At 44.1% G+C, this 12,133-nt stretch carries 14 protein-coding genes; 7 read left to right on the top strand and 7 right to left on the bottom strand.

The features are described from left to right. Positions 1 to 360: 360 nt before the first annotated feature. The 3 genes from MUCPA_RS04790 to MUCPA_RS04800 form a co-directional block, all read right to left on the bottom strand. A complete protein-coding gene (locus MUCPA_RS04790) occupies positions 361 to 756 on the bottom strand; it encodes a hypothetical protein (protein WP_008504789.1) in 396 nt (131 codons plus the stop codon). Between the two features lie 119 nt (positions 757 to 875). Continuing rightward, the gene (locus MUCPA_RS04795) at positions 876 to 1,088 is read right to left on the bottom strand and encodes a hypothetical protein (protein ID WP_008504791.1); all 213 of its coding nucleotides are present in this window, start codon (positions 1,086 to 1,088) and stop codon (positions 876 to 878) included. A 26-nt stretch (positions 1,089 to 1,114) separates the two neighbouring features. Continuing rightward, positions 1,115 to 1,996, bottom strand: a complete 882-nt coding sequence (locus tag MUCPA_RS04800) for a sterol desaturase family protein (RefSeq protein WP_008504793.1) — start codon at positions 1,994 to 1,996, stop codon at positions 1,115 to 1,117. A 43-nt stretch (positions 1,997 to 2,039) separates the two neighbouring features. Between MUCPA_RS04800 and MUCPA_RS04805 the strand changes: the two genes are divergently transcribed. Beyond that, complete coding sequence (locus MUCPA_RS04805; RefSeq protein WP_169316153.1) at positions 2,040 to 2,294, top strand: hypothetical protein; 255 nt, start codon at positions 2,040 to 2,042, stop codon at positions 2,292 to 2,294. Positions 2,295 to 2,388: 94 nt separating this feature from the next. Here the strand turns inward: MUCPA_RS04805 and MUCPA_RS35700 are convergent, their stop codons facing one another. From MUCPA_RS35700 to MUCPA_RS04820, 3 genes are all read right to left on the bottom strand, one after another. Further along, the gene (locus MUCPA_RS35700) at positions 2,389 to 3,390 is read right to left on the bottom strand and encodes a tail fiber protein (RefSeq protein WP_008504796.1); all 1,002 of its coding nucleotides are present in this window, start codon (positions 3,388 to 3,390) and stop codon (positions 2,389 to 2,391) included. Positions 3,391 to 3,669: 279 nt separating this feature from the next. After that, a complete protein-coding gene (locus tag MUCPA_RS04815; protein WP_008504797.1) occupies positions 3,670 to 4,452 on the bottom strand; it encodes a LytR/AlgR family response regulator transcription factor in 783 nt (260 codons plus the stop codon). Next, positions 4,449 to 5,594 carry a sensor histidine kinase gene (locus MUCPA_RS04820; RefSeq protein ID WP_008504798.1) on the bottom strand — a complete coding sequence of 382 codons (1,146 nt, stop codon included), beginning with the start codon at positions 5,592 to 5,594 and terminating at the stop codon, positions 4,449 to 4,451. Before MUCPA_RS04820 ends, MUCPA_RS04815 begins: the two co-directional genes overlap by 4 nt. A 214-nt stretch (positions 5,595 to 5,808) precedes the next feature. On the opposite strand from MUCPA_RS04820, the gene MUCPA_RS04825 reads away from it, so the two are divergent. The 3 genes from MUCPA_RS04825 to MUCPA_RS04835 all read left to right on the top strand — a co-directional run bounded on the left by MUCPA_RS04825 (position 5,809) and on the right by MUCPA_RS04835 (position 8,077). Further along, positions 5,809 to 6,219: a carboxymuconolactone decarboxylase family protein gene (locus MUCPA_RS04825; protein ID WP_217220405.1), complete on the top strand. Its 411-nt coding sequence runs from the start codon at positions 5,809 to 5,811 to the stop codon at positions 6,217 to 6,219. Between the two features lie 241 nt (positions 6,220 to 6,460). Then, positions 6,461 to 7,303, top strand: a complete 843-nt coding sequence (locus tag MUCPA_RS04830) for a universal stress protein (RefSeq protein WP_008504800.1) — start codon at positions 6,461 to 6,463, stop codon at positions 7,301 to 7,303. Between the two features lie 198 nt (positions 7,304 to 7,501). Next, positions 7,502 to 8,077 (top strand): DJ-1/PfpI family protein, encoded by a 576-nt coding sequence (locus MUCPA_RS04835; RefSeq protein WP_008504801.1) that lies wholly within the window; start codon positions 7,502 to 7,504, stop codon positions 8,075 to 8,077. Positions 8,078 to 8,366: 289 nt separating this feature from the next. Here the strand turns inward: MUCPA_RS04835 and MUCPA_RS04840 are convergent, their stop codons facing one another. Further along, complete coding sequence (locus tag MUCPA_RS04840) at positions 8,367 to 8,627, bottom strand: DUF4342 domain-containing protein (protein ID WP_008504802.1); 261 nt, start codon at positions 8,625 to 8,627, stop codon at positions 8,367 to 8,369. A 298-nt stretch (positions 8,628 to 8,925) separates the two neighbouring features. On the opposite strand from MUCPA_RS04840, the gene MUCPA_RS04845 reads away from it, so the two are divergent. From MUCPA_RS04845 to MUCPA_RS04855, 3 genes are all read left to right on the top strand, one after another. Next, on the top strand, positions 8,926 to 9,612 hold the full coding sequence (locus MUCPA_RS04845; protein WP_008504803.1) for an NUDIX hydrolase: 687 nt from the start codon (positions 8,926 to 8,928) through the stop codon (positions 9,610 to 9,612). A gap of 94 nt (positions 9,613 to 9,706) precedes the next feature. Further along, complete coding sequence (locus tag MUCPA_RS35705; RefSeq protein WP_008504804.1) at positions 9,707 to 10,603, top strand: NUDIX domain-containing protein; 897 nt, start codon at positions 9,707 to 9,709, stop codon at positions 10,601 to 10,603. A gap of 4 nt (positions 10,604 to 10,607) precedes the next feature. Further along, on the top strand, positions 10,608 to 12,026 hold the full coding sequence (locus tag MUCPA_RS04855; protein ID WP_008504805.1) for a nicotinate phosphoribosyltransferase: 1,419 nt from the start codon (positions 10,608 to 10,610) through the stop codon (positions 12,024 to 12,026). The last annotated feature ends 107 nt before the right edge of the window (positions 12,027 to 12,133 follow it).

Raw genomic sequence — 12,133 nt, forward strand, 5'->3', positions numbered from 1 at the left:
CTTTTTGTATCAAGACAAAAAGTAACAAGCCCTTCCCGCGGCGATTGAGCGGGACGATATTGTAAGTTAAGAATACTGCTTGTCGGAGAAAAAATAGCACATTGACAATCAGCGCACCGAATATGATGGATACTTACCGCTTTTAAAAGGTCCCTCCTCGCGTCGGGATAACATGATGGAGAGCAAAATACAACCATTTTTTTAGCTCCGTCAGGTGCTACCCTATCCTCCGGCAATAATCATAATTAAAACATCACCGGCGAAAAAATTTGATCGCGCACATCAATACAAACAAAAAAACGTGTTGGCCTTCACCAACACGCATCAAAAAGGCACCTCACCTTAATTAATCAACACAAATTACTGCTTACTGGCAAAACTCTTGAGCTTTTCTTTCATTTCGGCCTCATATTGCTGGTACAACTTATACTGGTCGGCGGTTAGCGCGGTTTTCAGGTCGGCATCCTTTGCTTTTTGGATAGACATAGCCTGGCGAAATTTCGCCATCCGGCCGCCGTCGCCTTTAAGTATCGGGTCGAACTGAAGGGCGTATTTAAGGTTAATAGCCTGTACCTTTACTACCTGGTTGGTATCCAGCTGTAGCTTAGTTTTCATTAATGTAGTTTGGTAAGCGGCCCTTTGCTCGGGGGTTTTACTTTTAAGCGCCTGGGCTGCATCCTGCGCCAGCGTTGCCTGGGCCATAAATAACATGGCTACCGCTAAATAGGCTGTTAAACGATGAATTGCTTTTTTCATGATTTGTTGGTTTGTTAAATATATTAGTTTTTACTACGATATGGAATAATTTGTACCGCTGTTAAGCATCAACGCAGCCTTGTTACCACCTAAAAAATGTGATGGTGATTGGATTGAAACTAATGGCGAACTATCACTACCCGCCTGGCCGCAACGGGCCGCGCAACTACAGCGGGCCTAACAACTACACGGCGTACCGGTGCTACTACTACTGGCCTACGCGTAACTACTACTACACGCCGGGCCGGAGCTGCAACTAATACGCGTGTTTGAGCCTGGGCATCAATGCCGCTTGCAAAGACCAGGGCAACAATCAGAATGATCTTTTTCATAGGTTTTTTATGTGTGTTAAAAATTGTTATTGATTAACCGATAGATAGACAGCAGGCAAAGCCTCTGGTTTTCCGGAACGGGACGAAACGCCGGTGTTGGTGGGTGAAGGGGCTGTAGGGCTGGGCGAAGCGCTATCTGTTTTAATAATATGGCCCGGTTTAAACCAGCTGATGAAGCCCCACAAGTTGAGTTTAAAAGGGTTATAGCTTAAAAAACCGGTGGTTAGGCCATAGTTCACCTTTTCTGTTTCAGGTTGATAGGTGTTAAAAAGCCGGTCCCAGATGATGAGCACGCCGCCAAAATTTTTATCGATATAAATAGGGTTCATGCCATGATGCACCCGGTGCGATGATGGCGTATCTAATACCTTTTCTACCACACCCAGGGTACCTACCGCCTCGGTATGCAAAAAAAACTGGTAGGCCAGGTTGAGCGCGTACGACAGGACGATATAATCGGTAGGCAGCCCGAGCAATGCCGCCGGAATAAAAAACAGCGGACTAATGATGGCCGAAAACCAGTTGAGGCGATAAGCCGCCGTTAAGTTAAGGCGCATAGCCGAGTGATGGATAAGATGAAAGGCCCACAAGGGTTTCCAGCTATGCGATACGCGGTGGAACCAATAGTAAATAAAGTCGGCGGTGATAAAGGTGAGTACAAACACCCAACCATTATGCGGCAGTTTAACCGGCGCTAATTTTGCAAAAACACCCAGCAGAGCCAACTGGTAACCCGCAAAAAAGTATTTGGAGAGCTGAAAGCCGACAAAAACCGACAGGTTTGAAAGTGTTTCTTTCACTTGGTAAGCGCCGATATTTTTGCGCCAGCTCCAGATGATCTCGGCAGTAATTAAGCCGAACAGAAATAGCAGGATATAAATAGAGTATGGGCCAAATTGATGTTGCATGATGTTGCATTTTTATGCGTGCCTTAACTAACACAGCATAAAATTGAGCAACAAAAGAATGATTAGGCTGCCTGAACCCGGCGAAACTGAAAAACCAGGGGGTGAAGCGTATCAGCGGTTCATCCAGGCCTTAAACTCGGGCGTGCGTACCTTGCTGATCAGGATGCGCTCGGTAGGTTCGGGCTTACACCCTTGTAATACGACAGTGGTTGATGATAAACTGGGAGAGATCTGTGTTTCAATACGGGTGCCTGTACTGACCAAGAAGGCTCCATCCAAAGCTCAAAAAAATAAATGATTGTGCCCTAATAAAGGGAAAGCGACAAGATGCAGGCCGGTTAAGACATTTAACTGGATAGATACCGGCCCGCATATTTGCGTCAATAAAAAGATTATTTTTGCTGAATACTGCTCAAGCTATTAACTTTCTTAATTAGTTGATTAATCTGCGCTTGTTGTTTCTTTGATGTACTCTGTTGTGTGGTAATGGTTGCATTTTGCTTTTGGAGTTGTTTATCTTTTTGAATAAGGTATAACGTTAACTCTTCAACTTTCTGCAACAAAAGTTGATTCATCTTTCCCAAATCCAAACCCTCCTTAGCTGCTTGTTCAGCAGAGGGAACATTGGGCAAATGATGGTTTTCTTTAAGGTATATGTAAAGGTTGTTTAAAGATGTTAATTTGTAATCATCGTTAAAAACATAATCAGCCAGTGGTCCATTAAGATCCACTTTAACGCTTTGCGCATGGATGGTGCCTTTTACAGTCAATTTTTCATCCGGCACTGCTGTCCCTATGCCCACGTTGCCTGCAAAATAATTATTATTGGTTGTACCGTTAAAAAATGCAGTTCCTCCCATACTTGCGCCATGAGAGTTTACATAACTATCCAAATCAGTTTTATAAGAATATGTCGGTCCATTTGTTTGCTGATAAGGCAAAGCATTCTGTATCCCATCGTACACTGTCACATTAGGGTTAGCAGGCGCATTAACATAATAGGTTGTGGAGCCACCTTTAATCCAGATAACAATTACCTGATTGTTGCTGCTGGTTGAACAGTCCATCCAACCAGCAATAAAGGCTGTATTTGTAACCTGATTGTTTTGTTGGATATCGGCATCAATAAAATTTGACCCATTGCCCCAACTGGTTACATGAAACCTGAACTTAGCTATCATACTACCACGCCACGTTGCATCTAAATGGACACTCGACCGTCCAATTTCCAATTCCGTGGCTTTGTCATTGGCCCAATAAACATCCGTAAACACGACAGGATAAAATTTATCACCATCGCCCTGTACTGTAAAACTGGCGAAATATTGGGCAAAGCTAACTTTCGATACTGTCAAAATAAACAGAACGATAACGATAGAAGCGATTTTTTTCATGATAGGTTTGATTACTTATGTTGGTTATTAGTTATTCTTTCTCATCTGCCTGCGAAACAAATAATCAAAATCCGGCAGCTATCCACGCCACATTTTTACGACTTGTAATTTTTGTATAGTGCGACTTATAATCACGCTATGTTATATAGATATGTCGTTTCTTTATATTCTTGATATTCTATACTATTTAATATCAAATCTACCGACTTCAAAAGTTTAAGACTACAATAGCTCAAAAAATATTTTGCGATTGCTTGCGCTGCCTACAGATCAAACGTATCAGCGGTTCATCCAGGCCTTAAACTCGGGCGTGCGTACCTTGCTGATCAGGATGCGCTCGGTAGGTTCGGGCTTAACCTTTACCAGCAGGCGGCCGTTAAAATAAAACTCAACCTCGGTAATGCAGCCACGGTTGACGATGAACTGGCGGTTGGCTCTAAAAAATAATTGCGGATCGAGTAATTGCTCCAGTTGTTCCATCGTAAATTCCATTACGTACTGGTGGCCGTCGGTGGTGTGGGCGTAAACCAGTTCGCTAGCAGTATAAAACCAGGCAATTTTAGCTGTTTCAACCGGGATCAGCTTATCGCGAAAATGTACCAGAAACGATTTTTTGTACGAACGGGTGAGTTGATCAATTTGCTGTAGCACCTGGCTGATACGGCCATTGTCGGCGGCTTCGGCTGGCGGCTGGCCCGTAAGGCTCCTAAACTTTTTAAGCGCATTGCCAATCTCCTTTTCATCAAACGGTTTCAGTATATAATCAATCCCGTTATTTTTAAAGGCCTGGATGGCATAATCGTTATAGGCTGTTACAAAAATAACAGGGCTGGTAATATCAACCGCTTTAAAAATATCGAATGATAGCCCGTCGGCCAGCCTGATATCCATCATAATAAGGTCGTAACCGTCCGTAGAGCAGTTAAACCATTCTACAGCCTCGCTTACCGATGCCAGGGTAGCAGCAATGGTTATGCTGCCATCCACCAACTGCAACAGGTGCGCAAGGTTGCGCGCGGTTACGGCCTCATCTTCAACTACAGCTATACGCAACGCTTTCATGTAGTAAGGGGTAATTTAACCGTAAAATATTCGTGGGTTTTGCTAATCTCAATTTCGCTTTGCATCATAATTTTAAAGCGTTCGTTCAGGTTGGCCAGTCCTAATCCATTGCTGCTTTCGGGCGCAGGTATCTGGCGGATGTTATTAGTAATTACCAGTTTGGCAGGTTGTTGCTGCGCAGCAAAGCCAGAACTAACGGTATCAGAAGCAGCTTCTCCCCTGCTTCCTAAGCTCTCGCTGGTCCCAACTAAATATTCTCCACTCCCCACTAACCCTTCCCCAACCATACTCTCCATATAAATACGTACCCTTAAGGGCTTTTTACGGGTGGCGGCATTGTGTTTCACCGCGTTTTCCAACAATGGCTGTAACGATAAATGCGGTAGCTTTAAATTACGCATTTGCGAAGGTATATCCACATCAAGCTCAAAGGCATCTTCCAGCCGCATGGTAATTAGTTGGGCAAACGATTGCAGCATGGTTAGCTCTTCATCCAGGCTTACCAGGTTTACCTTAGCGTGGGTAATAGCGTACCTAAAAACGTTGGAGAGTTCGCGCAGGTATTTTTGTGCCAGGTCCGGATCTTCGCGGATAACGCCCGAAAGACTGCTTAAGGCGTTAAACAAAAAGTGCGGATTCATTTGTTCTTTAAGCAGCTCCAGTTCGGCGGCCATGTAGGCGCTTTTTAAATGTTCGTGTGCTATTTCTTTTTCTTTACCCTCGCGCAGCAACAGGATAATTTTGACAACAATGCCGATCAGGACGGTACTGAGCAAAAACCGGCCAAAATGCCCCGGCCAGAAAAACCGGCGCAGAGAGCTATCGGCAAACAGGCTAAACTGCAGGCTTATGCTCAGAATGGCTGTACCGGCAATTACAAAGGCATTGGCGGCATAATAAAGTATAAGCCGTTTTTGCTGACGGCAAATGGCTATCCGGCTGCTTCTTTGTAGGTTAAGATAAAACATAAGGTAGCAAAAAAGCAGGTTAAACCCGGCCTGGAAACTTAGCTCGGCCAGGTTAAAATGCCAGTAACGTGCAACAACGCCATTCTCGCGCAAGGCCAGCAGTTTCGCCGAATTCATCATCAGGGCAATTAACAGCGAACTGTACCAGCAAATACGCCGTTCGTTTTTATCCATTGATAAAGATATTTAAAATAGCGATTAATAGATGCGATATCAGGAGCTCAAGCTGACAAATCGGGGGGCGAATTGATGGAATTGGTTATTGAGTTATTGGGGCGGATTAGTTTGTTCAAAATAACTTACAACCTATCTCCAACAGTGTTAATTCATATGTGAGGAAGATACCTTTATAATCAATAAACATGCAGCACATCCGGGCCCGTACCTGATGGCTATCAGACTCTGGGTTGATAACCGTCATTGCAGCGCACCGGTTAGTAGTTTAAGTTTGAATGATTTTATTTTAAGCTACCTGATGATGAATGATAAAAAAAATCCGTTAGAGTTATTTGAGCAGGAAGCTCCGGAAGTTTCCAATGCCTTTAACCAACTCATTGAGGCTCTAAAAAACACAACCGGGCTGGATGCTAAAACCAAGCAATTAATTTACATAGGCATTAAAGCGGTTTTGGGTGATGTTAGGGCTATCTATTACCACGTTGCCATGGCCAAACAACTGGGCGCCACCCGTAAAGAGATCAGGGATACCATATTAATTACCTTAACCGTAAATGGGTTAAGCGGTGTTGCCGCTTGTTTACCGGTGGCGCTAAACGTTTACGATGAAGCAGGGAACTAATTTGACACATGGCGGTTGATATTTAATAAACTATGGTGAATAAGAGCAGTTAGTTAGATTGGGGTTGATGGTAACAACTATAAACAAGTTTATATGATTGAGATCACATTAGCAACTGATAAAACTCATCGCGCTATTTGAGCAATTATTCGCAATTTTATATTGCCTTTCGGGGATAGGGCCATCCAACCCTGCTTAGGCCATTTAATTGATGATGATGATCACCTAAATACTAAACGCCATGAAAAAAATAAGTGCCGCTTTTGATGGATTAAAATTTTCGAACACCACACTGGAGTATGCCATTAAATTGGCCGATAGTAGTAACGCATTACTTTCGGGCGTTTTTCTGGACGATTTTTTATACCATAGCTTTAATATGTTTGATGTGGTAGGCAGCCGCGGCCTGCCTGGCGAGCAGGTGAAGCAATTGGAGGAGGAAGACGAAATTACGCGCATGCAAGCGGTAAACAAGTTTTGCTCTACCTGCATTAAAGAACGTGTTAAATATGTTACCCACCACGACAAAAGCTTTGCCATTGATGAATTACTGAAAGAAAGTATTTATAGCGATATGCTGCTGATTGGGAAAGACGAAACATTGGGCCAGGTAAACGAATTGGCACCTACATCGTTTGTGCGTAGCTTACTGGCCGGAACGCATTGCCCGGTGCTGATTGTGCCTAAAGAATATAAGCCTATTGAAAATATAATACTACTGTACGATGGTAAGCCATCATCGGTATATGCCATAAAAATGTTCAATTATTTGCTGCCCTGGTTACGCCGTACCAAGGTAGAAGTAGTATCGGTTATTGACCCCGAAAGCGATATTTTACTGCCTGAGGATAGCCTGTTCAGGGAGTTTGTAAAATGCCATTACCCGGCGGCTACTTGTGCTTTACTAAAAGGTAATCCGCAAAAAGAGATCATCGCTTACCTGAAAAACGAGACACCTAACAGCATTGTAATATTAGGCGCTTATCAACGCAGCCAGGTATCCCGCTGGATAAAAACAAGCATGGCCGATATTTTAATGAACGAGTTTGATTTACCTTTGTTTATAGCCCATAATAAATCTTAAAAATATCATATAAATAGACGTGCGCAAAGCTACCCTGACATATGCAGCGTGATTGCGAAATATTTTTTGATATGCCTGATTTTTAGTAGTTTTATTACAGGGCAGATACTTTCGTTTGGTGTAATTAATACTACCGGATGCCAAGGGCTCATGAGAAAAAAACGGCCAATTATTTCTTCAGAATAACAACTTAAAAACATGAAAAAGATTTTATTTCTTACCGGTGATTTTGCAGAGGACTACGAAACCATGGTTCCTTTCCAGATGTTGCAGATGGTGGGTTTTGAGGTACACGCGGTTTGCCCCGGCAAAAAGAAGGGTCAAACGGTAAAAACCGCCATTCACGATTTTGAAGGCGATCAAACCTATACCGAAAAACCGGGACACAATTTCCAGTTAACTTATTCTTTTGATGACGTAAACCCTGCCGATTACGATGGCCTGGCCATTGCAGGCGGTCGCGCTCCCGAGTACCTGCGCCTAAACGAAAAGGTGATTAATATAGTACAGTATTTTATGCAGCATAATAAACCGGTAGCTGCTATATGCCATGCACCGCAGATACTGGCCGCAGCAGGAGTTTTAAAGGGACGCAAGCTTACGGCCTACCCGGCAGTGGGGCCCGAAGTGACGCTTGCAGGGGGCTTGTTCCAGTCGGCACAGCCTAACGAAGCCGTGGTAGATGGTAACCTGGTAACCTCGCCTGCCTGGCCCGGTCATCCGGCATTTGTTGCCGCTTTTATTAAACTATTGGGAGTAAAAATTGAGCTGTAATAATACAACCAGCTTTTTTAAAAGATATGCTGTTGATTAAACCTGGTTAGATCTGGCCGGTTGTTGTGTCCAACAACCGGCCAGATTTTTTTTAAGCATTGCAACGCCCCCTCCGGGTTAGATTAATGCGGGCGCATAAACCCCTTATACACTTTATAACCGTGTTTTTAAAGAAAGCCTGTGAAACCTAATCCTTCATTTTTACGGAGAGATATTTTAGTGCGTAGCAGTATACTCCACTCAAAAAATCAGTGTAATCAAACAAATCATTCTTAAATAAGTGGGGCAATTACAGCTCGTCGTCCTTCTTTACCTCACCCCTTTCAACAGTAATGGTACATTCGCCTACCAACGCAGCCAGCGCGCCAATGGCCGCCAGTACAGGCGCAACCAGTGCACCAACCAGGCCAATGCTTAATGGAATGCTCATAAACTCCTTGCCCGATTTATCGGTAATGGTAATTTTGGTTACGTTACCTTCCGCTATCAGTTCCTTAACTTTCTTCAGCAGGGTTTCTCCGTTTAACGAAAACGATTCTTTATTTGCCATGATAGGATGTATTTTTTAAAGTTTAATTGTTTACCAAGTTATCTATAATTCAGCATAAATTTTAAAAATAGCAATCAAAGAAAACTCTCTTTTACAACAACATGAGCCAACTTTTTTTAAGCGATGAGATTAATTCCCGTCAATTATCTTCATGCATCTGCCCGCCGCCGCTCTCCTTCCTACATCCTACGGTCTTACCAGGCTTGCTTCTTACTTCCTGCTTCTTACTTCCTGCTTCTCACTTCTCTCTCCCCCCTAACTAATTTGCCTGCATTAGCTATATTTATACCTTTGCAATATGCCTGCTCTTCAAAATATTAAGGTTGCGGTTGATGCCGTTGTGTTTGGCTATACCTCAAAGGATGGCTTGGCCGTGCTGCTGATTAAGCGGAATATTGAACCATTTAAAGAGATGTGGGCGCTCCCCGGCGGTTTGGTAAAGGATGAGGAATCGCTTGAGGAAGCCGTGCAGCGCGAACTGAAGGAAGAAACTGGCGTAGCCATCAATTACCTGGAACAACTGTACAGCTTTGGCCAGCCCGGACGCGACCCGCGCAACCGGGTAATCTCCATTACTTATTACGGACTGGTTAAGCCCGACGCCTTTGAAATTAAGGCCGATACCGATGCCAGCGATGTGAACTGGTTTAATATTAAAAAGCTGCCACAACTGGCTTTTGACCACCAGGAGATTATCCGTGTGGCACATCAGCGCCTTAAAAACAAAATTTTATACGAGCCTGTAGGCTTTGAGCTGCTCGACGAAAAATTCGCCTTCTCCGAACTCGAAAAACTGTACATGACCGTACTCGACCGCCCCATTGACCGCCGGAACTTTAAAAAGAAGATCAACAAATTTGGCTTTTTAGAAGAAACCAACCAGAAGCAATTGCTGGAAGGCGCGGGCCGCCCCGGAAACCTGTTCCGCTTTAACCAGCAGAAGTACTTCGAGTTAAAAAAAGAAGGCATCAACTTCGAGATTTAAAGCTCCTTTTTCTCTTTTTTTTAAAATAAATAAAAAAATAATTTGCGTATTAAAAACACATATTTATATTTGCGTATAATTAACGCAAATATCTATGAAAACAGCAGTTATTATCGCCCGTTTCCAAACACCTTACCTGCACAACGGGCACAAGGAGTTGATTAGCCAGGTACAAAAAAAACATGGCAAGCTCATTATTATTTTGGGCGTTAGCCCGATAGTTGGCAGCCGCAAAAACCCTTACGATTATTATACCCGCGAAAAGATGATCAAAAAGGATTACCCGGAAATTATCGTTTTGCCGGTAAGCGATCATCCGAGCGATAAACTATGGTCGGATAACCTGGATAACCTATTGAAGGGCGTCTTCCCGAACGAACAATTTTGCCTGTATGGCAGTCGTGATAGTTTTATACCCTTCTATTCCGGCAGGTTTGAAACCATCGAGCTGCCCGAGCATGGCGATTACAACGCGACTGAACTGCGCAAGCAATATGCCGACAAGGTTTTTGATTCCAACGATTTTAGAGCCGGTATTTTATATGCCTACTATAACCAATACACCAAGGTTTACCCTACCGTTGATGTAGCGGTTTTCCGGAATAATAAAACCGAAATTTTGTTGGGCAAAAAAGCGATCAACAATAAATGGCGCTTTATAGGCGGCTTTGCCGACCCGGAGGATGCCGATTACGAAAGCGCTGCCCAGCGCGAGCTGACCGAAGAATGCGGCAATTTAACAACAAGCCCGATGATATATGAAACTTCCCGAAAAATAAACGATTGGCGCTACCGCAACGAGGCTGATAAAATTATCACACTACTGTTCAGCTGCGATTACCAGGCCGGAGATCCAGTCGCGCAAGACGATATTGCCGATCTCGACTGGTTTAAACTGGCTGATCTGCCTAACATGATCAGCAACGGGCAGATCAGCGATGAACATGTGGAGATGTTCAACTTAATCATTAACAAATACCTTAAAAAATAACATCATGAAACGCGAAAACTTAGTATTGCTGGCAGATGCCTACAAATACGCTCACCATAAATTATATTACCCCGGTACCACACAAATTTACAGTTACTTAGAAAGCCGAGGCGGTTTATTTAACGAGACCATTTTCTTCGGTTTGCAATATTTTTTAAAGGAATACCTACAGGGCCCGGCCTTTACCCAGCAGGAACTGGACGAAGCCGACGGCTTTTTGAAACAGGTATTTGGCCGCGATGATGTTTTTGATAAAAGTAAGTTTCAATACCTGCTTGATACCTATAACGGCCACCTGCCCGTAAAAATAAAAGCCGTTGCCGAGGGCACCGCCGTACCCACAGGCAATGTATTAATGACCATTGAAAACACCGACCCGCAATGCTACTGGCTCACTAACTTTTTAGAAACCCTGCTGATGCAGGTTTGGTACCCCTGCACTGTGGCTACCTTAAGTAACCAGATCAGGAAGGTGATTACCCAATACTACCAGGAAACAGCTACCGAAGGCGCCGAAGCAGGGATTGATTTTGTTCTCAACGATTTTGGCTTCCGGGGTGTAAGCAGTGTGGAGAGCGCCAAAATTGGAGGTGCTGCCCATCTGGTTAATTTCAGCGGCAGCGATAACCTGGCAGGCTCAGGCATGGCCATCAATTATTATAACGCCCAACAGGTTTACGGCCTAAGTATCCCGGCAACGGAACACAGCATTTGTACCTTGCTGGGCCGCGATGGAGAGCTCGAGGTATTTAAACATGTGCTCAGCACCTTCCCTACCGGAACGATCGCCTGCGTATCAGATAGCTATAACATTTTCCGCGCCTGCCAGGATTACTGGGGCAAAGAGCTAAAGGAAACCATTTTAAACCGGCAAGGTACCCTGGTGATCCGCCCAGATAGCGGCGACCCAATCATGACGCTGCTTAAAATCTTCGAGATCCTGTTCGCCCAGTTCGGCTTTACCACCAATGCCAAAGGCTACAAGGTATTGCCGCCACAACTCAGGGTAATCCAGGGCGACGGGGTAAATTACGAAGCCATTAAAGAAGTATATGCCGCGCTGAAGCAAAACAACATCAGCGCCGAAAACTTAGTGTTGGGCATGGGCGGCGCCTTACTGCAAAAGGTTGACCGCGACACCCAAACGTTTGCTATTAAATGCAGCAACGCCACCATCAACGGTAAAGAGGTAAACGTAGAAAAAAGCCCAACCGAAATGGACAGCCAGGGCAACATTACCGAGAGCTTTAAAAAGAGCAAATCAGGCCGTTTAAAATTGATCAGGATAAATGGAAGCTTTAAAACTGTAAACCAAAATGATTACCCCGAACTGGGCGATGAGCTGCAAACTGTATTTGAAAACGGTGAGTTAGTGAATAGTATCAGCTTTGAGCAGGTAAAGGCGAATGCACGGCAGTTTTGAGTAGGAAGTCCCGAGCCGGGAGTCTTAAGCCCGGAGTCCTAAGTCGGCATTTCAATGCTTATCGCTCAGAAATCCTGACTCAAGACTCAGAACTCCCGGCTCAAGAC

The organism is Mucilaginibacter paludis DSM 18603 (assembly GCF_000166195.2).
Taxonomy (GTDB): domain Bacteria; phylum Bacteroidota; class Bacteroidia; order Sphingobacteriales; family Sphingobacteriaceae; genus Mucilaginibacter; species Mucilaginibacter paludis.